Origin of the sequence: Sphingomonas sp. ABOLE (assembly GCF_003950455.1) — a bacterium.
GTDB lineage: Bacteria > Pseudomonadota > Alphaproteobacteria > Sphingomonadales > Sphingomonadaceae > Sphingomonas > Sphingomonas trueperi.
Genome location: NZ_QQWY01000007.1, coordinates 1 through 23,721, shown reverse-complemented (window position 1 = coordinate 23,721; position 23,721 = coordinate 1). Strand labels below are relative to the sequence as shown.

The following is a 23,721-nucleotide window of genomic DNA, read 5'->3' as shown; positions in this document are numbered from 1 at the left end:
GTCGCGGCTGGTCAGGTTCGGCGGCGCTTCACGGCTCGAGCGTCAGGAGCGCCGTCACTCCCGCCGCGACCGCCAGCCCCGCGCACACCAGCGCCGCGACGTGGAAGCCGCCGACCAGCGCCGCGCCGGTCTGCGACAGCACCGCACCAGCCAGCGCGGTCGCGACCAGCCCGCCGGTGCGCGCGATCGCGCTGTTGAAGCCCGAGGCGGTCCCCGTGAAGCGATCGTCGACCGAGGCGAGGACTGCCGTGGTCAGCGGCGCCACCGCGCCCGCCATGCCCAGCGAGAGCACCAGCATACCCGGCAGGATGCTCGTCCAATAGCTTGCCTGCGGATCGGCACCCGAGAGTAGCCAGAATCCGAGGCCGGTAACGATCGGCCCAATCGAGAGCGGCCAGCGCCCGCCGATCCGCGCCGCCAGCCGCCCGGCGAAGCGCGAGGAGACGCCGATCACGATCGAGAAGGGGAGCAGCGCGAGCCCCGCCTGCGCGGGCGGATAGCCGCCGCCGACGATCAGCAGATAGGGCAGCAGCAGGATAAGCCCGCCCAGCGCGCCGTAGAGCAGCAGCGTCAGCACGGTCAAACCGACGAAGGGCAGCGATCCGAACAGCGCCAGCGGCATCATCGCCCGCTCGCCCAGCCGGTGCTGGTGGAGCACGAAGCCGCCGAGCAGCGCCACGCCGCCGATGAGGCCGACGGTCGACGGGGTGGAGACCGCATGGCTGCTCGACCAGAGGGTGAGCGCCCAGGTCAGGCTGCCCAGCCCGGCGGTGGCCAGCGCGGCGCCCAGCCAGTCGAGCCCGCCCTTGCCACGCTGGCTCTCCGGCACGAAGCGCCAGGCGATGGCGATCGCAGCGGCCGCGACGGGCAGGTTGAGGTAGAAGATCGCGCGCCAGCCGACCGCGTCGACCAGCCAGCCGCCGAGCGGCGGGCCGACGGCGGAGGCGATCGCCCCGGCCGAGGCCCAGGTGCCGATCGCGCGTCCGCGTGCCTCGCCGTGGAAGCTGCTGCCGAGCAACCCGAGGCTGTTGGGCATCAGGATTGCCGCGCCGATCCCCTGCAGTGCTCGGGAAGCGAGCAGCAGGTCGGTGCCGCTCGACAGCGCGCAGCCGAGCGAGGCCAGGGCGAAGATCGCGACGCCCAGGATCAGCATCCGTCGCCGGCCGAAATAGTCGCCGGTCGCGCCCCCGAACAGCAGCAGCGCGGAGAGCGGCAGGAGATAGGCGTTGATGATCCAGGGCAAGGTCGCCGCGTCGGCGGCGAGCGTCCTGCCGATCGTCGGCAGCGCGACATTGGTCACCGATCCGTCGAGAAAGGCGAGGCTGGAGGCGCACATGCACGCCGCGATGATCCAGCCGCCATTACGCGGGGCGGGCGGGGCGGTGTCGCTCATCGGCGGGTCTGGCGCTGCATGGCGCCGGCTCTAGCGGGGCAGGCGGGCGAGGGCCAGCCGGGCCGACGGTCTCGTGCCCTCGCATGCTAACGGATGACGCCGCCGCAATCGCCCGCTACACCCCGGCCCCCATGTCGATCCACATCCTCCATCTTCATTCGACCTTCGCGCTCGGCGGCAAGGAAGCGCGGGCGGTGCAATTGATGAACGCCTTTGGGGACCGCGCCCGGCACACCATCGTCTCGGCGATGCCCGACCAGCTCGGCGCCCGCGAGGCGATCGACCGCCACATCAAGTATGAAATCGCGCTCGATCCACCGCCGCTCGCCGGCAAGCCCTCGGTCAAGCGCTACGAGCAGATCGCGCGCTTCATGCGCCGCTTCGACCTGGTGCTCACCTATAACTGGGGGGCGATCGACGGGGTGATGGCGGCGCGGGTGTTCGGCAAGGGCCTGCCGCCGATCATCCACCATGAGGACGGGTTCAACGCCGACGAGGCCGAGAAGCTGAGCACCGTGCGCAACATGTATCGCCGCATGGCGCTGCCCGCCGCCAATGCGCTGGTGGTGCCCTCCGAAAAGCTCGAGCAGGTCGCGACCAAGTTCTGGAAACAGCCGGCCGAGCGGCTGGTGCGCATCGCCAATGGCGTGCCGACTGGGCGCTACACCGGCCAGCTCGACTCGTCGCTGCTGCCGATGCTGGACAAGCGCCGCAAGGGCGAAGTGTTCATCGGCTGTCTCGCCGGGCTGCGGCCGGTGAAGGACCTGCCGATGCTGGTCCGCGCCGCGGCGGGGATGTCGTCGCGCTTCAAGCTGGTGATTCTGGGCGAGGGCCCCGAGCGCCAGGCGATCCTCGATCAGGCAGAGGCGATGGCGATCGAGGACCAGGTCTTCCTGCCCGGCTTCATCGCCAATCCGCATCGCTATCTGGGGCTGTTCGACATCTTCGCGCTGTCGTCGAAAAGCGAGCAGGCGCCGGTTTCGGTGCTGGAGGCGATGGCGGCGGGGCTGCCGATTGTCGCGCCGCAGCTAGGGGATATTGCGGCAATGGTGTCCGAACCCAATCACAAGTATCTTTCGGTCGACCGCACCGAAGTGTCGCTGCGCGATCGGCTCGACATCCTGGCGCAGCATCCCGACGAACGGAAGCGGCTGGGCGAGGCGAACCGACTGCGGGCTGCGGCGTTGTACGACGAGGCCGAGATGGTTGCGGCCTATGCGCGGCTCTATTCCCAGGCGATGGGGCGGCCGGGCACGCTGGGCTGAGACGGGGCGGGGTTGATTTGTTACTCGCTTGTCGCAGCCAATCCGGCTAGCGTCGCGCGGCAATTTTTGTGGAGGCAATGTGTTCAAGGGTCTTTCGCCCATCAACTACAACGGTCGTGAAGTATGGCCGCTGGTCGAGGGCGGGAAGGGCGTCGCAGCGACCAACCATGCGAGCGCGGGGGCCTGGGCGGCCGCCGGCGGCATCGGCACGGTCAGCGCGGTCAACGCCGACAGCTATGATGCGGATGGCAAGATCATCCCGCAGATCTATCGTGCCCTCACACGCCGCGAGCGCCATGAAGAGCTGATCCAATACGCGATCGAAGGCGCCGTCCAGCAGGTCAAGCGCGCCTTCGAGATCGCCGGCGGCAAGGGCGCGATCAACATCAACGTGCTCTGGGAAATGGGCGGCGCGCAGCGCGTCCTCCAGGGCGTGCTGGAGCGGACCAAGGGCATGGTGGCGGGCGTCACCTGCGGCGCCGGTATGCCCTACAAGCTCAGCGAGATCGCGGCGCACCACGAGGTTAGCTACCTGCCGATCGTCAGCTCGGGCCGTGCCTTCCGCGCGTTGTGGAAGCGGGCCTATTCGAAGGCGCAGGAATGGCTGGCGGCGGTGGTCTATGAGGATCCCTGGCTCGCTGGCGGGCATAACGGCCTGTCCAACGCCGAGGACCCGCGCGCGCCGCAGGATCCCTATCCGCGCGTCAAGGCGCTGCGCGAGGTGATGCGCGAAGGCGGCCTGCCGGACAGCGTACCGATCGTGATGGCCGGCGGCGTCTGGTATCTGCGCGACTGGAACGACTGGATCGACAATCCCGAGCTGGGCGCGATCGCCTTCCAGTTCGGCACGCGCCCGCTGCTCACCCGGGAAAGCCCGATTCCCGATGGCTGGAAGGCCAAGCTGATGGAGATCGAGGAAGGCGACGTGCTACTGCACCGCTTCTCGCCGACCGGCTTCTATTCGAGCGCGGTGCGCAACCCGTTTCTGCGTCACCTGGAAGCGCGCTCGGAGCGCCAGATTCCCTATTCGACCGAGGCTGCGGGGGATCACACCTTCCAGCTCGACGTCGGCGTGAAGGGCAAGAATTTCTGGGTGACGCGCAACGACCTGCTGCGCGCGCGCGAATGGTTCGGCCTCGGCTTCACCAGCGCGCTCAAGACGCCGGACAACACGCTGGTGTTCGTAACCCCCGAGGACCAGCAGGTGATCCGCAAGGATCAGGCCGACTGCATGGGCTGCCTCAGCCAGTGCCAGTTCTCGTCCTGGGCGGATACCGAGACCAACTCGACCGGCCGCCTGGCAGATCCGCGTAGCTTCTGCATCCAGAAGACGCTGCAGGACATCGCTCATGGCGGCGATACCGACAAGAACCTGATGTTCGCCGGCCACGCCGCGTACAACTTCAAGCGCGATCCGTTCTATTCGAACGGGTTCGTGCCGACGGTGAAGCAGCTGGTGGACCGGATCCTAACCGGGGATTGAGGAAAGCACGTCTACCCCCTCCTCCTTGGACGGGGGGTGGGGTGGAGGGATTCCGGAACGCCTGTTGGTCTCTGTGAGACACAGCCCCACCCCAACCCCTCCCCTGAAGGGGAGGGGCTAAAGTTCAGGTCAAAGCCACCCTTCGAACACTTGGTCTGGCGGGCGGTGCCCGTCGGCCCAGCTGCGGATATTGGCGATGACCTTCATCCCCATCGCCTCGCGTGCCTCGAAGGTCGCCGAGCCGAGGTGCGGCAACAGCACGACATTTTCCAGCGCGATCAGCCGTGGATCGACCCTGGGCTCGTCGACATAGACGTCGAGCCCGGCCCCGGCGATCCGGCGTTCCTGCAGTGCCGTCACCAGCGCGTCTGGCTCGACGATCTCGCCGCGCGCGGTGTTGACCAGCCAGCCATCAGGCCCGAGCAGGTCCAGCCGCCGCGCGCCGATCAGCCCGTTGGTGGTCGCGGTGTGCGGGGTGTGGATGGTCAGGATGTCGACCGCTTCCAGCATCGCGTCGAGATCGTCGTGATAGGTGGCGCCGAGCTGATGCTCGAGCACCTCGTGCACGCGGTGCCGCCCGTGATAATGGATCTGCAGCCCGAAGGCGCGGGCGCGCTGCGCCACTGCCTGGCCGATCCGGCCCATGCCGAGGATGCCGAGCTTGCGCCCGCCGATGCGGTGGCCGCGCATGCTGGTCGGGCTCCAGCCGCGCCAGACGCCGGAGCGGACGAGTTTGTCGCCCTCCACCAGCCGGCGCGGCACGGCGAGGATCAGCGCCATCGTCATGTCGGCGGTGTCGTCGGTCAGCACGCCGGGGGTGTTGGTGACAACGATGCCGCGGGCGCGCGCGGCCTTGAGATCGATATGGCCGACGCCCGCGCCGTAATTGGCGATGAGGCGGAGACGGTCGGGCGCGGCGGCGAGCAGGTCGGCGGTAATGCGGTCAGTGACGGTGGGGACCAGCACGTCCGCATCGGCCATGGCGGCGGCGAGCGCGGAAGCTTCCATCGGCGCGTCGTCGGGGTTTGGGACCGAGTCGAACAGCGCCGCCATCCGCGCTTCGCTGGCGTGCGGCAGCGCGCGGGTGAGGATCACCCGGGGGCGGGACGGTCGCTTGGGATCGGCCATGGCAAAGGATTGGCCGGTGGCGCGGATACAGTCAACGGTTGAAGCGCAGGGCCGGCTGGTCGATAGACGCGGCATGCAGCAGCGGCGTTTCTCGATCGGTATCGCAGCCCTGGCGCTCGTCGCCCTGGCCACCCCCGCACATGCGGAGCGCAAGCCGCCTTATTATGCCTCGCTCAAGGCTAGCAAGGCGCGGATGCGCAGCGGGCCGGGGCGCAACTATCCCACCAACTGGTTCTACCAGCGGCGCGGCCTGCCGGTGAAGGTGCTCGCGAGCTATGGCGCCTGGGTGAAGGTGCGCGATCCTGATGGCGCGGAAGGCTGGATGCAGGCCAATCTGCTCGACGACAAGCGTACGGCGATCGTCGCGGGCGGGATCGCCGAGCTGCACAGCAGCCCGTCCGGCGACTCGCACATCAGCTGGCGCGCAGCGCCGGGCGTGGTCGGCAAGATCAGTGCGTGCAGCGGCGGCTGGTGCTGGTTCGATGCCGCAGGACGTGCCGGCTATGTCGAGCAGGCGCGGATCTGGGGGACCGAGCCGGGCGAAACGGTGCGGTAAATTACGACTCTTAAAGTCCCTCCCCTTCAGGGGAGGGGTTGGGGTGGGGCTGTGCCTCACCGAGACCCATGCACGTTCTGGAAACCCTCCACCCCCAAACCCCTCCTCCCAGGAGGAGGGGCTCAGGAAGAGTGGCTCAATCCATCAGCTCCACCGCCACCGCGGTCGCCTCGCCGCCGCCGATGCACAGCGAGGCGAGGCCGCGCTTTTGGCCCTTGGTTTCCAGCGCGGACAGCAACGTCGCCAACACCCGCGCGCCGCTGGCGCCGATCGGATGGCCGAGCGCACAGGCGCCGCCATGGATGTTCACGGCGTCGTGGCTGAGGCCCAGTTCCTGCATCGCGATCATCGTCACGCAGGCAAAGGCCTCGTTGACCTCGAACAGGTCGACGTTGCCGGTTTCCCAGCCCGCCTTTTCCAGCGCCTTGCGCATTGCGAATACCGGCGCGGTGGTGAAGCGTGCGGGCGCATGGGCATGGGCGGCATGGGAGACGATCCGCGCGATCGGCGTCAGCCCCAGTTTCTCCGCCACCGAGGCGCGGGCCAGCACCAGAGCTGCCGCGCCGTCCGAGATCGACGAGGCATTGGCCGCGGTGATCGTGCCGTCCTTGGCAAAGGCGGGCTTGAGCGTCGGGATCTTGGCCGGATCCGCCTTGGTCGGCTGCTCGTCGAGCCCCACCGTGACCACACCCTTGCGACCCTGCAATTCGACGGGGACGATCTCCCGATCGAAGGCGCCGCTGGCCTGCGCCGCCCTGGCGCGCTCCAGGCTGGCGATGGCAAATTCGTCCTGCGCCTCCCGGGTGAACTGATATTCCTTCGCCGTCTCCTCGGCGAAGCTGCCCATCAGCCGGCCGGGTTCATACGCATCCTCCAGCCCATCGAGGAACATGTGGTCCTTGAGCACGTCATGCCCGATCCGCGCGCCGCTGCGGTGGCGCATCGAGAGATAGGGGGCGTTGGTCATGCTCTCCATGCCGCCGGCGATCAGCAGGTCGACCGAGCCCGCAGCGAGCGCCTCGGCGGCCATGATCGTCGCCTGCATGCCCGATCCGCACATCTTGTTGACCGTGGTCGCTTCGATGTGCTGGGGCAGCCCGGCCTTGAGCGCGGCCTGGCGGGCAGGGGCCTGGCCGAGCCCGGCGGGGAGCACGCAGCCCATATAGATGCGCTCGATCGCCTCACCTTTCAGCCCGGCGCGCTCGACCGCGGCGCCCACCGCGGTGGCGCCGAGATCGGTGGCGGACGCCTCGGCGAGGCTCCCCTGGAAGCTCCCCATCGGCGTGCGGGCATAGGACAGGATGACGATGGGATCGGCGGACATGCAGGTTCCTCTCAGAGTGTTTGGCGCCGATCTAGGGCCTCGGCGGCAGGTTTGCAAAAGCCCGGGCGTTCCCGCAGGAAGGCCACGTGCGTACCGATTGCCGACCCCTTCAGACGCGACGCGCCGACAGGCGCTGGGCCGCCGCATGACACCGATGGAACTATGGGGATGGCCGATCCTGCTCGGCGTGCTGGGCGCGGTGTTCGGCAGCTTCATCGCCACGATCGCGATCCGCTGGCCGGAGGGGCGGGGCGTCGCCCGCGGGCGCTCGGCCTGCGATTCCTGCGGCATCCCCCTGGGCGCAGCCGAACTGGTGCCGGTGCTCAGCTATCTCGTGCAGCGGGGACGGTGCCGCCATTGCGCGGCGCGCATCGCGCCGAGCCACTGGTGGACCGAGGTCGTGGGGCTGGCGATCGGCGGGATCGCGGGGCTCGCCGCGCCGGGCGTCGAGGGGGCTGCAGGGGCGGTGTTCGGGTGGCTGCTGCTGGCGCTGGCGGCGCTGGATCTTGCGGCCTTCTGGCTGCCGAACGGGCTAAATGCGGCGCTCGCCGTCGTCGGGCTTGGCGTCGGCGCGGCGGGCATTGGCGCGCCGCTGGCCGAGCGCGTGCTCGGCGGGGTTGCCGGCTTTGCGGTGCTGTGGCTGGTGGCGCGAGGCTACAGGGCGCTGCGCGGTCGGCAGGGACTGGGCGGAGGAGACCCCAAGCTGTTCGGGGCGATCGGCTGTTGGCTCGGCTGGGAAAATCTGCCGGTGGTGCTGCTCGCCGCCAGCCTGATCGGGCTAGCGGCGGTGCTGGCGATGCTGGTGGTGGGGCGGCGGGTCCGGGCAAGCGACCGGCTCCCCTTCGGGGTGATGCTGGCGCTGGGGGCCTGGATGGTGTGGCTTGTCCCGCAGTTGCTGCCGCCGCCGGCCCCGCCGGGGGAGGTGATGACATGGCAGCTCGCGCCGATCGACCATTGATCGCCGGCCTGCTGCAGGCCAAAAAAAAGGCCGCCCCGGAGGACGGCCTTTGAAAGTCTTAGGAGAGGATGCCTGAAAGGCCCGATCTTTCTGCATCGCGAGGGCATCTGCTGCAAGTGCGAACTGTTACCGGTATCATTGCAAAATTTGCAACCTGCCAGCGTTGTCACATGCGTAAAGGTTAATCACACCTTAGGGGGCTAGATGACTGCATTGAAATTGAACGACTTTCTTCCGTATCGAATGTCGATTGCCTCCAATGCGGTGTCGGATGCGGTGGCCACCGCCTATCGGAACCTCTTCGGCTTGCGCATTCCCGAATGGCGTCTCGTCGCAGTGCTGGCCGAGGGCGGGGCGATGAGCCAGCAGGCGCTGTGCGGCCGAACCCGCATGGACAAGGTGACGGTGAGTCGCGCCGCGATCGGCCTGGTCGAGCGGGGGCTGATCGCACGTGCGGCAAATCCGATCGACCAGCGCTCGCATCTGGTCGCGCTCACACCCGAGGGCTGGCAGCTGTACGAGCAGGTCGCGCCCAAGGCGCTCGAGCTGGAGCGGCGCCTCTTCGCCAGCTTCTCCGAGGAGGAGAAGACGCAACTGGCGGCGATGCTCGCGCGGATCGAAGACGCGGCTACGGCATTCGACGGGGGTTGATCGCGCCGCCCGGCCTCGCGTAAGCAGGGAGGGCCCTCCCCAGGCGTGTAGCGAAGAACCGCAAGGAGGACTCCGTTGACTGACTATGCCGATCGCGCCGGACTGCAGGTTGCCACGACGCTGGCGCGTTTCGTCGAGGACGCGGTGCTGCCGCCGCTCGGCATGGATGCGGACGGGTTCTGGGCCGGCGCCGCGAAGATCTTCGCCGAGCATGCACCGGTAAACCGCAACCTGCTGGCCAGGCGCGACGCGCTGCAGGCCGCGATCGATGCGCGGTTGGCGAGCGGCGCGGCGGCCGACGAGGCGTTCCTGCGGGAGATCGGCTATCTGGTTCCTGAACCGGTGCCGTTCGCCATCGCGACCGAGCATGTCGATGCGGAGATCGCGACGCTGGCCGGGCCGCAGTTGGTGGTGCCGGCGCTCAATGCCCGCTTCGTGCTCAACGCGGCCAATGCGCGCTGGGGCAGCCTGTACGACGCGCTGTACGGCACCGATGCGATCCCGGGCACGGCAGGCCCCGGCGGCTATGATGCGGCGCGCGGCGCGCAGGTGATCGCCTGGGCACGGGCATTCCTCGACCAGGTGCTGCTGCCCTCCGCCACCGAGATCGGCAGCACGGCGGAAGGCGCGCGACAGACCATCTATTATCGCGGCGCCAACGGCCTGCACTTCGCGATCGTGCGCGATTCCGGCCACCCGATCGGTCGCAACGATCCCGAGCATGTCGCCGATGTCCTGCTCGAATCGGCGCTGACCGCGATCGTCGATCTCGAGGATTCGGTCGCCGCGGTCGACGCCGAGGACAAGGTTCAGGGCTATGCCAATTGGCTGGGGCTGATGCGCGGCGATCTGGCCGAGACGTTCGCGAAGAACGGCCGCAGCCTCACCCGCACGCTGGCGCCCGATCGGGAACTGGCCGAAGGCATCACGCTGCCCGGGCGCGCGGTGCTGCTCGTCCGCAATGTCGGTCATCTGATGACGACGCCGGCGGTGCTGCTGCCCGATGGCAGCGAGGTGCCCGAGGGCATTCTCGACGCGATCGTCACCGGCGCGATCGGACTACATGACCTCAGGGGCCTCGGGCGCTTCCGCAACAGCCGGGCGGGCTCGATCTATGTCGTCAAGCCGAAGATGCACGGGCCGGACGAATGCGCCTTTGCCGATCGGCTGTACGGCGCGGTGGAGGGGCTGCTCGGCCTCGCGCCCAACACGATCAAGATCGGTCTGATGGACGAGGAGCGGCGCACCTCGGCCAATCTCGCCGCCTGCATCCACGCGCTGAAGGACCGGCTGTTCTTCATCAATACGGGCTTCCTCGATCGCACCGGCGACGAGATCCACACCAGCATGCGCGCGGGCGCGATGGTGCCCAAAGACGAGATGAAGGTCGCGCGCTGGATCGCCGCCTATGAGGCGCGCAACGTCCGCATCGGTCTCGACTGCGGGCTGGCCGGGCGCGCGCAGATCGGCAAGGGCATGTGGGCCGCCCCCGATCGCATGGCCGACATGCTCGCGCAAAAGATCGCGCACCCGAAGAGCGGCGCCACCACCGCCTGGGTGCCGAGCCCCACCGCCGCGACGCTGCACGCGACGCATTACCATCAGGTCGACGTCACCGCCTGCCAGCGGGCGCTCTCGTCCGAGGTGCCGCCGCTCGCCGATCTGCTGACGGTACCGCTCGCCGAAGGACGCAACTGGAGCGCCGAGGAAATCGAGCGCGAGTTGGACAACAATGCCCAGGGCATCCTCGGCTATGTCGTGCGCTGGATCGACCAGGGCGTCGGCTGCTCCAAGGTGCCCGACATCCATGATGTCGGGCTGATGGAGGATCGCGCGACGCTGCGCATCTCCTCGCAGCACATTGCCAACTGGTTGCTTCACGGCGTCGCCACGCCCGAGCAGGTCGACGCTGCGCTGCATCGCATGGCGGCGAAGGTCGATGCGCAGAATGCCGGCGATGCGCTGTACCAGCCGATGGCGGGGCGGGAGGCGCAGCGCCTCGCCTTCCAGGCGGCGCGGGCGCTGATCTTCGAGGGCGTCGACCAGCCGAGCGGCTATACCGAGCCGTTGCTGCACCTCTATCGGGCACGCGCCAAGGCGCTCGAACCTTGCGTTTGATCGCAAGCGTTGCTTGGAACGACGGAAGCGGGGAGCCAAATCGGCAACGGACCGTTACGGAAGCGGGAGGGCCGGATGCAGTCGCGGCTCCCGAAGGAGGCGCGTGGGTAAAGGGGTTCGGGTGGTTTGGGTCGCGGCGCTGGCCGGGGCGGGGTTCGTGCCAGCAGTTGCGCATGCCCAGCTGAACGATCCCAAGCCGGGGCAGGGTGCGCCGCAATCTGCTCCGCAAGCCCCGCAGGATGCGACCGCCAGCGATCCGCAGCAGGCTGCGCCGATCGTCACCGACAAGGCGTTCGAGGAAGCCCTGCCCAAGCTGAGCGACGACATCAACGCGCCGCTGGAGCCGCTCGGCGGTTTCCAGAAGCCGGCGGCGACGCCGAATGCCGCCCCCTCCGCCGCGCCGACCGCGCCCGCCACCCCGGTGCTGCAGGCTCCGGCGGTCGTCGATGAGCAGGGCTTTGCCGCGGCAGGCCCCGAGGCGCCCGAAATGGCCGCACCCTTGCCGCCCCTCGCCGAATTCAAGGTGGCGCCGGTCGCCGACACCGCCGACGACAGCGACAAGGCGCCCACCATCCGCTACACCACCGAAGTCGACGGCCTCGCCGAACTGCGGCTCGACGACGAGTTCCGTAGCCTTTCCGCGCTCCAGCACGGCAAGGGCAAGGCGGCCAATGCGGCGATGGTCTCGGCCCGCGCCCGCGAAGACGAGAAGCTGGCGCTGCGGCTGATGAAGTCGCTCGGCTATTATGACGGCACCGCATCGTCCTCGATCGCGCAGAACCCGCCCAACTCGGGCAACCTCCGCGCGACGATCGTCGCCTCGCCCGGCAAGCTCTACCGCCTGGGATCGGTGCGGATCAAGAGCGATCCGACGAATCCGCCGGGGCTGCTCGACCGCGAGCTCAACCTCAACCCGGGTGACCCGATCCAGGCCGATCGCGTGCTCGGCGCCGAGGCCAATGTGTCGCTGCGGATGCCGCAACAGGGCTATCCGTTCATCGAGCTGGGCCAGCGCGACATCGTGCTCGACGATGCCACCCACAAGGGGGACTATACGCTACCGGTGACGCTGGGCCCGCGTGCGAGCTTCGGCGAGATCCAGACGGCGGGGCGCCGGCAGGTGTTCACGCCCGAGCACATCAACATCTTCCGCCGCTATCGCGAGGGTCAGATCTACGACAGCCGCAAAATCGACGACCTGCGCCAGGCGCTGATCGCGACGGGGCTGTTTTCCACCGTCTCGGTCGAGCCGCAGCGCACCGGCAAGCCGGGTCCGGACGGTACCGAGCAGGTCGACCTGCTGGTGCGCCAGGTTGCGGGCAAGGCCCGCACGCTGGCGGGCGAACTGGGCTACAGCACCGGCCAGGGCATCAAGGCCCAGGCGAGCTGGGCGCACCGCAACCTGTTCCCACCCGAAGGCGCGCTCACCGTCAGCAGCATCCTCGGCACGCAGGAACAGGCGCTGACCACCACCTTCCGTCGCTCCAATGCCGGCAAGCGCGACCGCACCTTCCTGCTCACCGCGTCGCTCAACCACCAGGATTACGACGCGTTCGAGGCCTTCACCACCACGCTATCGGCCCGCATCTCGCGCGATTCCACGCCGATCTGGCAGAAGCGCTGGACCTATTACTACGGCGCCGAGCTCGTCGGCTCGAACGAAGACCGCTACAATTACAGCCTCGGCAAGCGCGATCGCGGAACCTGGCTGATCGCGGCGATCCCGACCTTCCTCGGCTATGACACCTCGGACGACCTGCTCAACCCGACGCGGGGCTATCGCATCAAGGGCAATCTGAGCGCGGAGACCTCGGTGCGCGGATCGGTGCGCCCCTATGCGCGGGGGATGCTGGAGGTGGACGGCTATTACCCGGTCACCAGCAGCATCGTGCTTGCCGGCCGAGTCCGCGCCGGATCGATCACCGGCGTGTCGCGCGACGACCTGCCGCCTTCGCGGCGCTATTATGGCGGTGGCGGCGGCTCGGTGCGCGGCTTTGGCTATCAGGAACTCGGGCCCCGATCGCCCGACGACAAGCCGGTCGGCGGCCGTTCGTTCAACGAGTTCGGGATCGAGGCGCGCTACCGCTTCGGCAATTACGGCATCGTGCCGTTCCTCGACGCCGGCCAGGTCTATGAGGGCACCATGCCCACGGGCCGCAACCTGCGCTTCGGCGCGGGCATCGGCGGCCGGCTCTACACCAATTTCGGGCCGCTACGCATCGACGTGGCGACCCCGATCGCGCGCAAGCCGGGTGAATCCAAGATCGCGCTCTATATTTCGATCGGACAGGCATTCTGATGGTGGACGACGTGCCTGAAACCGAGACCGTCACGGTCGTGCGCGCCGGCAAGCCGCTCTGGGTGAAGGTCGCCCAGTGGGTGGCGCTGGGGCTGGTGTCGCTTGCGGCGCTGGCGGGGTTGGCGGTGCTGGGGCTCGATACCCAGCCGGGGCGGCGGCTGATTGCGGATCAACTCGCCCGGCTCAAGCTCGAGTCCGGCCTCGGCTTCCGCGTAGGGCGGATCGACGGCTCGATCTATGGCGGCATGGTGCTGCGCGACGTGCGCGTGAGCGACACCAGGGGCGTGTTCGCCACCGCCCAGGAGATCAGGCTCGACTGGCGGCCGCTCTCCTATCTCAACAACCGGATCGACATCCGCAACCTGGAGAGCCCGGAAATCCGGCTCGCGCGGCTGCCCGAACTCAAGCCTTCGGGTGATCCGAACGCCCCGCTGCTGCCCGATCTCAACATCGACGTCGCGCGGCTGAACGTCGCGCGGATCGACATCGCGCCGGCGGTGGACGGCCAGCGGCACATCGCGCGGCTCAGCGGATCGGCGCATCTGTCGGACGGGCGTGCGCAGTTGGTCGCTGATGCGGGCACGATCGCGGCGCGCGGCGTGGCCGGCGGCGACCGCGTGACGCTCAAGCTCGACGCGGTGCCGGCAGCCAATCGGCTCGACATCGACCTGCGGCTGCATGCTCCCAAGGGCGGCCTCGTCGCCGGTCTCGCCAAGCTGCGGGCGCCGCTGGTGGCGACCGTCCAGGGCGCGGGCGACTGGAAGCATTGGGCCGGCAAGGGCGTCGCGACGCTCGGCGGCAGTCTCGCCGATCTCGACGTGACCGCCGATAGCGGCCGCTTCCAGATCCGCGGCATGACGCATCCGGGCCTGTACCTGCAGGGCCCGGTCGAGCGCCTGACTGCGCCGGGGCTGCGGCTCGACACCGACTTCCGCTGGGCCGACCGCAAGGCCGACGGCGTGATCAAGCTCAAGTCCGATGCGCTGTCCGCGCAGGCCCAGGGGCTTGTCGATCTCGGCAACAACCAGTTCCGCGGCGTGCATGTCGACGCACTGCTGCTCAAGCCGGGGACGATCGCACCCAAGCTGGTCGGCCGCTCGGTGCGTGCCTCGCTGGCACTGGAAGGCGCCTTCGCGACCCCCATGGTCGACTACAAGCTCTCCGCCGGCGCGATCGGCTTTGGCGAGACGGTGGTCGAGCAGCTCTATGCCGAAGGCCGCGCCCGCGTCGATTCGGATCGCATCCTGGTGCCCGTGCGTGCGCGGGCCGCCCGGGTTTCCGGCCTGAATGCCGCTGCTGGCGGGCTCGTAACCAACGTGACGGTGAATGGTGACATCGCCATCTCGGGCAGTCGCATCCTTTCGGACAACCTCCGGCTCAAGTCGGACAAGATCGACGCCACCGCAATCGTCGCCGCCGACATGGCCACCGGCCGCTATGCCGGCGCGCTCAAGGGCCGGATCAACGACTATACCATCGCCGGGGTCGGCGTGGTCGACCTCAACACCGATGCCGAGCTCTACACCGCCCCTGGCGGCGGCTGGGGCATTCGCGGCAAGGTCGCGGGGCGGTCGCGCAAGCTGTTCAACGAAGGCGTCCGCAACTTCCTGGGCGGCAACACCGTCGCCTCGGCGCGATTGAACCTCGATCCCAAGGGCGTGATCGGCATCGCCGATGTCCGTCTGAAGGCGCCGCAGTTCCGCGTGCTGCGCGGGCAGGGGAGCTATGATCCCGCGGGCGCGATCCGGCTCACGGCGGACGCCGTCTCCGATCAGTACGGCCCGCTCAGCGCCCGCGTGACCGGCACGCTCAACGCGCCGCAGCTGCTGCTGCGTGCCGAAAAGCCTGGGCTGGGCGTGGGGCTCGCCAAGGTCGAGGCCAAGGTCGTCGGCCGCGGTGACGCCTATGCGGTGACCGCCACCGGCGAGAGCAATTACGGGCCGTTCAACGCCGATGTGCTGGTCCGCACCGGCACGGCACTGGCGATCCAGGTCAATGCCGCGCGCTTCGCCGGCATGGATATTGCCGGCCAGCTTCAGCAGACCTCGGCCGGGCCCTTCGCTGGCCAGCTGACCTTCCGCGGATCGGGCGTGAACGGCCTCGCCACGCTGGGCGCCGAGGGCAAGTTCCAGCGCGCCGACGTGCGGGCGACCGCGGCCAATGCCGCGATCCCCGGCGTCGCCGAGCTGACCATCGGCCGGGCCATCGCCAATGCCAGCATCGTGCTGGCGGACCAGCCGCAGGTCGTCGCAGACGTGCAGATCGCCAACCTCAAGCGCGGCGAGTTCCTGCTGCGCACCGCGCGCGCCAAGATCGATTATCGCGGCGGCAATGGCACCGTGCAGGCGGTTGCCAGCGGCTCGTCGGGCGTGGCGTTCGACGTCGCGCTCAACGGACGGATGACCCCGGCGCTGTGGACGGCCGCGCTCCAAGGCCAGGCGAGCGGGGTCAAGTTCCGGACGCTGCAGGCTGCACGGATCGCGATCGAGAACGGCACCTATCGCCTGCTGCCGACCCAGATCGATTTCGACCAGGGCAGCCTGCGCCTTGCCGGCCGCTATGGCGACGGCACGGTGCTGCAGGCGCGGCTCGACAAGCTCGACTTGGCGATCATCAACGCCTTCGTGCCTGATCTCGGCATCGGCGGGACTGCCACCGGCAGCCTCGACTTCGCCCAGACCTCGGCGGACGCGTTCCCCAGCGCCGACATGCGGCTGGAGATCGACGATCTGACCCGCTCCAGCCTCGTCCGCGTCTCGGCGCCGGCGCATATCAGCATGGTCGGCAAGCTGCTCCCCGACGGTGGCGACCTGCGCGCGCTGATCCGGCGGGGCGACGCGACGATCGGTCGCGTTGTCACGACGTTGCGCCCGCTGGGACCGGGTGCGGGCAGCTGGACCGAGCGGCTGATGGCGGCCCCGCTTTCCGGCGGCATTCGCTATAACGGCCCGGCAGCCTTGCCTTTCGCCTTTGCAGGGTTGCCCAACCAGCAGCTCACCGGCGCGATCGGCATGGCGGCGGACTTCACCGGCCGGGTCGATCGCCCGCAGCTCAACGGCGTCGTCCGCGCCGACAACCTGACCTATGACAATGAAGGTACCGGCACCCGCCTGACCAACCTCAAGATCGACGGCCAGTTCTCCAACGACGCCTTCGTGCTCAATCAGGCGAACGCGCGCGCCGGTGACGGCAGCGTGAGCGCCAGCGGGCGGGTCGGTCTCTCCTCGGCGGACGGCTTCCCGATGGCGATCAACGTCAAGCTCGACAACGCCCGACTGGCGCGCAGCGAGGCGTTGGGCGCGACGGCGAGCGGCACGCTCACCATCACCAAGAGCGTCGACGTCCAGAAGATCGAGGGGCAGATCAACATCCCCGAGGCGAACTATCAGATCATCCGCCAGGGCGCGGCCGAGATCCCGGAGCTCAGCGGCGTGCGGCGCAAGGGCGATATCGATCCGAACCAGCAGGCGCAGGCGAAGAAGCCGGCGCGCGCCTTCGGCAATTTCGACCTCGCGATCCGCGTGCGAGCCGACAATCGCCTGATGGTGAGCGGCATGGGGCTCGAGTCCGAATGGCAGGCGAACATCACCATCGGCGGTACGACGCTCGCCCCGCAGATCCGCGGCACGATGGAAGTGGTGCGCGGCACCTACAGCTTCGCCAGCCGCCGCTTCGAGCTGACCAAGGGCATCATCAGCTTCCAGGGCGCGGAGCTGACCAACCCGACGATCGACATCTCGGCGAACACCACGGCGGAGGGCGTGGCGGCGATCCTCAACATCACCGGCACCGCGCAGAAGCCGCAGATCGCCTTCACCTCCAACCCGGCGCTGCCGCAGGACGAGGTGCTGTCGCGGCTGTTCTTCGGCACCAACGTGACCAACCTGTCCGCCACCGAGGCGATCCAGCTGGCCGCGGCGCTCAACTCGCTGCGCGCCACCGGCGGCGGGCTCAACCCGCTCGGGCAGCTCAAGTCCGCAACGGGCATCGATCGGCTGCGCGTACTTGGCGCCGACGATACCACCGGGCGGGGGACCTCGCTCGCGGCGGGCAAGTACATCACGAACAACATCTATATCGAGATCATCACCGACGCTCGGGGCTTCACCGCAACGCAGCTGGAGGTGTCGCTGTCGCGGGCGCTGAGCGTGCTTTCGCAGACGAGTTCGTTCGGCGGATCGGGTGCGACGCTGCGCTACTCGCGGGATTATTGAGGTGGCGCGGGCCCGATAGTCGTGCAACCATGCCTCGCGGAGAGGCAGAAAAGATGCGCGAACATTTCGACGTGCTCGTCGTCGGCGCGGGGATATCGGGGATCGGCGCGGGCTATCACCTGCAGACGCAGAGCCCCGGCCGCACCTATGCGATCCTCGAGGCGCGCGAGCGGATGGGGGGCACCTGGGACCTGTTCCGCTACCCCGGCATCCGTTCGGATTCCGACATGTACACGCTCGGCTTTCCGTTCCGGCCTTGGACCGATGCCAAGGCGATCGCCGATGGCGACGCGATCCTGCGCTACCTGGTCGACACCGCCCGTGAATTTGGGATCGATCGGCATGTTCGCTATCGCCACAGGGTCGTCGGTGCCGCCTGGTCGAGCGTGGAGGCGCTGTGGACGGTCACCGTCGAGGCGGGCGGGCGGACCCGCCTGTTCAGCTGCAGCTTCCTGTTCCTCTGCGCGGGCTATTACAACTACGAGCGCGGCCATCTGCCGGACTTCCCAGGGCGCGAGGCGTTTCACGGTCGTATCGTTCATCCGCAATTCTGGACGCCCGATATCGATTATGCGGGCAAGCGCGTCGTCGTGATCGGTAGCGGGGCGACGGCGATGACGCTGGTCCCAGAACTCGCGCGGGAGGCGGCGCATGTCACCATGCTGCAGCGCTCGCCCAGTTACGTCGTGGCGCGGCCCTCGCAGGACCGCATCGCAAACTGGCTGCGGCGTATCCTTCCTGCCAAGGCGGCCTATGGTCTGACGCGATGGAAAAACGTACTGATCGGCCAGTATTTCTATGGGCTGGCGCGCAAGCATCCGGCCAAGGCGAAGGCGCGGCTGGTCGAGATGGTCCGTGGTGAGCTCGACCCAGGCTATGATGTCGCCACCCACTTCACGCCCAGCTACGATCCGTGGGACCAGCGGCTGTGCTTGGTCCCCGACGCCGACCTTTTCGCCGCAATCCGCAAGGGCAAAGCCGATGTCGTCACCGATCGGATCGATCGGTTCACTGCCGACGGGCTCAAGCTGCAATCCGGTCGCGAACTGCCTGCCGATCTCGTGGTCACCGCGACGGGGTTGGAAGTTCAGCTGATGGGCGGCGTGCCGGTGACGGTGGACGGCACGGCGGTCGATTGGTCGCAGCGGCTGACCTACAAGGGGATGATGTTCGCCGGCGTGCCGAACTTCGCCATCGCTTTCGGGTACACCAATGCCAGCTGGACGCTGAAGGCCGACCTCACTGCGCGCTATGTCACCCGCCTGCTGGCCGCGATGGCGAAGCGCGGCATGCGGCAGGTGACCCCGCAGCCTTCCGCGCCGGTAGAGCCGCAGCCCTTCCTCGATTTCACCTCGGGCTATGTCCAGCGCGCGATCCACCTGCTGCCACGCCAGGGCCATCGCAAGCCTTGGCGGGTGCACCAGAGTTACACTCGTGACCTGCTGGCGCTAAAATATGGCGGGATCGACGACGACATGGTCTTCTCCAACCCCGAGCCTGCCAAGCGCAGCGCTGCCTAGCCGAGCAGCGCGCGGGCGGCGGTGACGCCGGTCTTGTAGGCGCCGTGCGCGGTGGAGAACTCGGTAGCCGAGCACGCCTCGCCCGCGAAGCGAATGCGCGGATCGATCGGGGTGCTGAGCACCTGCCGGGCCGAGGCGCGGCCGGGGAGGGCATGGCTGTAGCTGCCGCGGATATGCGTCTCGCGACTCCATGCCGAGCCCGCGAGCAGCCGCAGCCGCTTCCGCCACTGGCCGCCGAGCAACGCGCACAATTCCTCGATCGCGAAGTCGGCAGCGCCCTGCAGCCCGCGCGCGGCCAGTTCGCGCGCACCCTCGCCACCGAACATCGCCTCGACGATCGGGCGTCCGAAGGGGCGAAGGGTATAGGTGCCGGTGATGACGCTGCGCGGATCGCCGAGCAGATGCGCATTGGCCTCCAGTTCGTCGGCGCCCTGGTCGATCGCGAGGAACAGCTTGTCGGCCAGGCCCAGCGGCAGGGCGGCCGCGGCATGGAGCAGGTCGTCATGGCCCGCGAGCATGATGTCGCCGCGCGCCAGGATGTCGGTGGAGACGGTGACGATGACCTGCGCCGCCTCCAGCGTGCCGCGCGGCGTCTGCAGCTTGAGGCGGATGCTCGAACGGTCGATCGCGGTGATCGGCGTGGCGAGCGCGGTACGCAGGAATCCCGCCTGTGCGGTCACCAGCGCGCCATAGCCGGCGGGCACGCGCCAGTCGGTCTCGGTCGCGGCATCCTCATAGGCGAGATAGTCGGCGATCGAGAGCTTGGCGGTGTCGACGCCGTTGACGAAGCCGCTGATCGCATCGATCCAGGCGCTCCAGGGACTATCCGGCACCAGCGCTGCGCCCGCGCGATCGCCCGGCGGCGGATCCTTGCGCAGCCGGGTCTCGAACGCATCATAGGCCCGGGCGGCGTCGCGCTGCTCGGCCTGCGAGAAGCCGAGTTCGCGCCATTGCTCGCGCCAGCGGGGCGGCGTCTGGTCGAGTTCAAAGCCGTGCAGCGCGGCGATCTCGACCCAGGGGTTGTGCTCGGCCGAATGGAGCCAGCCCGCCCCCAGGTCGAGCGCCATGCCGTCGACATGCTCGGTCCGCGCCCGCCCGCCGAGGCGGGTGTCGGCCTCGACCAGCAGCACCTCCTTGCCGGCATCGGCCAGCGTGCGGGCGGCCCCAATGCCGGCGGCGCCGCCGCCGACTACGATCACGTCAAACTGTTGCATCCCCTGCCGAACGCGCGTCAGGCCGAACGGCTGCGCAGCAAGGCCGATCGCAGGCATTCGCACACCAGCTCGTCACGCTGGTTGTGCATCTGGTGCCGCCAGGTGACGATGCCCTGGCCTGGGCGCGACTTGCTGGCACGCAGTTCGACCACCTCGGAACTGGCGCGCAGCGTGTCCCCGAGGAACACCGGCTTGGGCATCACCAGCTTGTCATAGCCGAGATTGGCGACCAGCGAGCCGGCGGTGGTGTCCGCCACGGTGACGCCGATCATCAGGCTGAACGTATAGGTGCCGTTGACCAGGATCTGCCCGAACTCGGAGGCGCGCGCCGCCTCGGCATCGAGGTGCAGCGGCTGGGTGTTGTGGGTGAGGGCGGTGAACAGGAGATTGTCGGTCTCCGTCACCGTGCGGCGCAACGCGTGCTCGATGCGGTCGCCCAGCTGCCATTCGTCGAAGAAGCGTGCCATTCAGCCTTCGTCCTGATCGAGCTTCAGCTTGAAGCCGGCATGGCTCTTGGTCCAGCCGAGCTTCTCATAGAAGCGGTGCGCATCGGTGCGGTCGTTCTTGGAGGTCAGCTGCACCATCCGGCAGCCGCGGGCGCGGCTTTCTGCTACCGCCCATTCTATCATTTGGCTGCCAAGTCCTTGGCCACGAACGGAAGACGCGATGCGCACCGCCTCGATCTGGCCGCGCCAGGCGCCGCGAAAGGCGATGCCGGGAAGGAAGCTCAGCTGCATCGTGCCGATCACCGCGCCGTCGCGTTCGGCGACGATCAGCCGCTGGTTGGGGTCGCGATCGATATCGGTGAACGCCATCTCGTAGCGCGGATCGAGCGGCAGCGAGGCGTCCTCGCGGCCACGGCTGAGCGCGTCATCGTCGAGCATCGCGACGATGGCGGGGAGGTCGGCGAGCGTGGCGTCGCGGAAGATCATGCCGCCTTCTCCACCCGCACGAGCAGCGAGCCTTCGGTGACCTGCCCGCCGGCGGCGACGGGGAGTTCGGCAACGGTGCCGTCGAACGGCGCGGTGAGCGCATGTTCCATCTTCATCGCCTCCAGCGTGACGAGCCGCTGGCCCTTGGTGACCTGCGCGCCGGCCGCGACGTCCACCGCGGTGATGCGGCCCGGCATGGGGGCGAGCAGGGCGCCGTCGGCGGCTGTGCCGGAAGCGCCACCCGAATATCGATCGCGTTCAAATAGGAAGCTCTGGCCCATGTCAGCCACTAGCACCTTGTCGTCCTTTACAATCGTGCTGAGTTGCGCCGGTTTTTCGACGAGATGATCGAGCGTGTAGCGCTCATTCTCATGCCGAAGTGCAATGTGGATGCGGGGCGCCGCATTCAGGCGGAAGCCGACAATGTCTCTCCATGTTGCGCCAGCCACGGGCTGCGGCTCCCGTCGGCTTTCGTGGCGCCATAGCTGTACGGCTTCGCCATCGCCCATCTCGTCGTGAAGGACCGCCATTGCGGCGGCTTCGATCACGGCCTGACTGGGCGAGGAAGACCCGATCAGATCGGCTTCATTCCTTGCGATGAACCCGGTGTCGAGCGTGCCTTCGATGAAGTCCTTGTGCCGAAGGCACCGCCAGAGGAACGCCGCGTTCGTCTTCACAGGCGCCACGATCGTGTTGTGACACGCCGCGGCGAGCTGTGATCGCGCCCGCTCGCGGGTCGACCCCGAGCTGACCACCTTCGCGATCATCGGATCGTAGAAGGGGGAGATGCTGGTCCCGAGACCGACCCCGGTTTCGATCCGGACGATGTGGCTTTCTCCAATGCCGAAGAAGTCCAGCCTCCCCACGCTGGGCAGGAACCCCTTGGCCGGATCCTCCGCATAGAGCCGCGCCTCCATCGCCCAGCCGTTGATGGAGAGCTCCTCCTGCCGCCTGGGCAGCGGCTCGCCGCTCGCGACGCGGAGCTGCCACTCCACGAGATCCTGCCCGGTGATCTCCTCGGTCACCGGATGCTCGACCTGGAGCCGGGTGTTCATTTCCATGAACCAGATCCGGTCGGCGCGCAGGCCTTCGCTGGCGTCGGCGATGAACTCGATCGTGCCTGCGCCGACATAGTCGACCGCCTTGGCCGCGCGCACAGCCGCCGCGCAGATCGCTTCGCGCGTCTCGGCGTCCATGCCGGGGGCGGGGGCTTCCTCGATCACCTTCTGGTGGCGGCGCTGGAGCGAGCAGTCGCGTTCGAAGAGGTGGACGACATTGCCGTGCGTGTCGCCGAACACCTGCACTTCGATGTGCCGGGGGCTGAGGATGTACTTTTCCAGCAGCACCCGATCGTCGCCGAACGAGGAGGCGGCCTCGCGCTTGCAGCTGGCGAGTGCGTCGGCGAACTCGGCGGCGCTCTCGACCCGCCGCATGCCCTTGCCGCCGCCGCCGGCGACCGCCTTGATCAGCACCGGATAGCCGATCGCATCGGCCTCGGCCCGGAGCCGCTCGGGCGACTGGTCCTCGCCGAGATAGCCGGGCGTGACCGGCACCCCCGCCGCGATCATCCGCGCCTTGGCGGCGTCCTTGAGGCCCATCGCGCGGATGCTCTCCGGCTTCGGCCCGACCCAGACCAGCCCGGCGGCGAGCACCGCCTCGGCGAAGTCGGCATTCTCGGAAAGGAAGCCATAGCCGGGGTGTATCGCCTCGGCGCCGGTTGCCTTGGCCGCGGCGATGATCTTCTCAGCCACCAAATAGCTTTCGCGCGCCGGCGAGGGGCCGATATGCACGGCCTCGTCGGCCTGGCGGACGTGGAGTGCGTTCGAGTCGGCGTCCGAATAGACCGCGATCGTGCGCAAACCCATCGCGCGGGCGGTGCGGATGATCCGGCAGGCAATTTCGCCGCGATTGGCGATGAGCAGCGATTTCAGCATGATAGGCGCTCCCGAACCGCACGAACTTCACGAAGTTCGCACATGTCGATCAAGAAAATAACAGCGGTTTGCGGTTCGCTAGCCATGGCCAAGCCTAGGCAGATTCCGCGCGTGTAGGACAGCCCCTCACGGGTGGCGCTCCGGAAAGCCGTGGCGGGTGTGGAGCGCGGCGAGCACGCCCTCGATGTCGTTCGCTAAGCCGCCCTCCGCAAAGGCGAGCGCGGGGAGGTTCTGGTTTTCCTCGCCCAGCCGCGCCACCACCGCCGTGCGGGGGCGGGGCCAGGGGACGCGCACTACCTCGATGTTCGCAGCGCGCTCCGGGAAGGCGGCGAGCAGGCCCTCCACGGTGATGCAGTCCTTGCAGTAGAAGCGGCGCGTGCCGCCATAGGCCGGGTCGGCCCAGTCGGCGTCGAGGACGAACAGCGTGTCGCGGCTCATGCCGGGCATCCCGTGGTGCGCGAGGTCCAGGCGAGGCTGGCGATCTTCCAGGCGCCGTTTTCACGGACGAGGCTGAAATGATCGGTGCCGCAGTGATGCACCTTGCCGTTCAGCCGGAACACATAGGGCGCCCACACCATCGCAAGGTCGCCGTCGATCTCGACCGCGGGGCCGGAAATGCGCTCGTCGAACGTCTCCGGGCCCGGCCGGAAGCGGGCGAGCAGTTCGGCGTTGGTCAGAGTGCGGACCGTCGTGGCGCCGTTCTCCGCTTCCGTGACGACGGTGGCGCCGCCC

General features: G+C 68.5%; 17 protein-coding genes and 1 pseudogene. 9 read left to right on the top strand and 9 right to left on the bottom strand.

What is annotated here, in order from left to right; genetic code table 11:
- Positions 1 to 28: 28 nt before the first annotated feature.
- On the bottom strand, positions 29 to 1,393 hold the full coding sequence (locus CA234_RS06045; RefSeq protein WP_241213279.1) for an MFS transporter: 1,365 nt from the start codon (positions 1,391 to 1,393) through the stop codon (positions 29 to 31).
- Positions 1,394 to 1,524: 131 nt separating this feature from the next.
- Between CA234_RS06045 and CA234_RS06040 the strand changes: the two genes are divergently transcribed.
- Together CA234_RS06040 and CA234_RS06035 are read left to right on the top strand one after the other, a co-directional pair.
- Positions 1,525 to 2,658: a glycosyltransferase gene (locus CA234_RS06040; RefSeq protein WP_125973362.1), complete on the top strand. Its 1,134-nt coding sequence runs from the start codon at positions 1,525 to 1,527 to the stop codon at positions 2,656 to 2,658.
- A gap of 79 nt (positions 2,659 to 2,737) precedes the next feature.
- Positions 2,738 to 4,141 carry a nitronate monooxygenase gene (locus CA234_RS06035; RefSeq protein WP_125973360.1) on the top strand — a complete coding sequence of 468 codons (1,404 nt, stop codon included), beginning with the start codon at positions 2,738 to 2,740 and terminating at the stop codon, positions 4,139 to 4,141.
- 129 nt (positions 4,142 to 4,270) lie between these two features.
- Here CA234_RS06035 and CA234_RS06030 read toward each other — a convergent pair whose 3' ends face one another.
- Positions 4,271 to 5,269 (bottom strand): D-glycerate dehydrogenase, encoded by a 999-nt coding sequence (locus CA234_RS06030; RefSeq protein WP_126001138.1) that lies wholly within the window; start codon positions 5,267 to 5,269, stop codon positions 4,271 to 4,273.
- A gap of 73 nt (positions 5,270 to 5,342) precedes the next feature.
- Between CA234_RS06030 and CA234_RS06025 the strand changes: the two genes are divergently transcribed.
- Positions 5,343 to 5,825, top strand: a complete 483-nt coding sequence (locus CA234_RS06025) for an SH3 domain-containing protein (protein WP_125973356.1) — start codon at positions 5,343 to 5,345, stop codon at positions 5,823 to 5,825.
- Between the two features lie 136 nt (positions 5,826 to 5,961).
- On the opposite strand, the gene CA234_RS06020 is transcribed toward CA234_RS06025, so the two are convergent.
- On the bottom strand, positions 5,962 to 7,149 hold the full coding sequence (locus CA234_RS06020; RefSeq protein WP_126001137.1) for an acetyl-CoA C-acyltransferase: 1,188 nt from the start codon (positions 7,147 to 7,149) through the stop codon (positions 5,962 to 5,964).
- A gap of 145 nt (positions 7,150 to 7,294) precedes the next feature.
- Here CA234_RS06020 and CA234_RS06015 point away from each other — a divergent pair, with 145 nt between their 5' ends.
- The 6 genes from CA234_RS06015 (at position 7,295) to CA234_RS05990 (ending at position 18,909) form a co-directional block, all read left to right on the top strand.
- Positions 7,295 to 8,107, top strand: coding sequence for an A24 family peptidase (locus CA234_RS06015; protein WP_206431097.1), 813 nt, complete (start codon positions 7,295 to 7,297; stop codon positions 8,105 to 8,107).
- Positions 8,108 to 8,311: 204 nt separating this feature from the next.
- The gene (locus CA234_RS06010; protein WP_125973352.1) at positions 8,312 to 8,758 is read left to right on the top strand and encodes a MarR family transcriptional regulator; all 447 of its coding nucleotides are present in this window, start codon (positions 8,312 to 8,314) and stop codon (positions 8,756 to 8,758) included.
- Positions 8,759 to 8,833: 75 nt separating this feature from the next.
- Positions 8,834 to 10,876 (top strand): malate synthase G, encoded by a 2,043-nt coding sequence (locus CA234_RS06005; RefSeq protein WP_126001136.1) that lies wholly within the window; start codon positions 8,834 to 8,836, stop codon positions 10,874 to 10,876.
- 103 nt (positions 10,877 to 10,979) lie between these two features.
- Positions 10,980 to 13,175 (top strand): BamA/TamA family outer membrane protein, encoded by a 2,196-nt coding sequence (locus CA234_RS06000; protein WP_241213277.1) that lies wholly within the window; start codon positions 10,980 to 10,982, stop codon positions 13,173 to 13,175.
- On the top strand, positions 13,175 to 17,389 hold the full coding sequence (locus tag CA234_RS05995) for a translocation/assembly module TamB domain-containing protein (protein WP_126001135.1): 4,215 nt from the start codon (positions 13,175 to 13,177) through the stop codon (positions 17,387 to 17,389). Before CA234_RS06000 ends, CA234_RS05995 begins: the two co-directional genes overlap by 1 nt.
- Before the next feature lie 53 nt (positions 17,390 to 17,442).
- The gene (locus tag CA234_RS05990) at positions 17,443 to 18,909 is read left to right on the top strand and encodes an NAD(P)/FAD-dependent oxidoreductase (RefSeq protein ID WP_126001134.1); all 1,467 of its coding nucleotides are present in this window, start codon (positions 17,443 to 17,445) and stop codon (positions 18,907 to 18,909) included.
- On the opposite strand, the gene CA234_RS05985 is transcribed toward CA234_RS05990, so the two are convergent.
- From CA234_RS05985 to CA234_RS05960, 6 genes and pseudogenes are all read right to left on the bottom strand, one after another.
- The gene (locus CA234_RS05985; protein WP_126001133.1) at positions 18,906 to 20,123 is read right to left on the bottom strand and encodes an FAD-dependent oxidoreductase; all 1,218 of its coding nucleotides are present in this window, start codon (positions 20,121 to 20,123) and stop codon (positions 18,906 to 18,908) included. The two genes, CA234_RS05990 and CA234_RS05985, sit on opposite strands and share 4 nt — an antisense overlap.
- Before the next feature lie 17 nt (positions 20,124 to 20,140).
- Positions 20,141 to 20,590, bottom strand: a complete 450-nt coding sequence (locus CA234_RS05980) for a MaoC family dehydratase (RefSeq protein ID WP_126001132.1) — start codon at positions 20,588 to 20,590, stop codon at positions 20,141 to 20,143.
- Complete coding sequence (locus tag CA234_RS05975) at positions 20,591 to 21,055, bottom strand: GNAT family N-acetyltransferase (protein ID WP_126001131.1); 465 nt, start codon at positions 21,053 to 21,055, stop codon at positions 20,591 to 20,593.
- The gene (locus tag CA234_RS05970) at positions 21,052 to 22,989 is read right to left on the bottom strand and encodes a biotin carboxylase N-terminal domain-containing protein (RefSeq protein ID WP_126001130.1); all 1,938 of its coding nucleotides are present in this window, start codon (positions 22,987 to 22,989) and stop codon (positions 21,052 to 21,054) included. Before CA234_RS05970 ends, CA234_RS05975 begins: the two co-directional genes overlap by 4 nt.
- A 126-nt stretch (positions 22,990 to 23,115) precedes the next feature.
- Positions 23,116 to 23,427, bottom strand: a complete 312-nt coding sequence (locus tag CA234_RS05965; protein ID WP_164521725.1) for a DUF3088 family protein — start codon at positions 23,425 to 23,427, stop codon at positions 23,116 to 23,118.
- Positions 23,424 to 23,721: pseudogene (locus tag CA234_RS05960) on the bottom strand (nuclear transport factor 2 family protein); the annotation flags it as partial. The pseudogene CA234_RS05960 and the gene CA234_RS05965, both read right to left, overlap by 4 nt.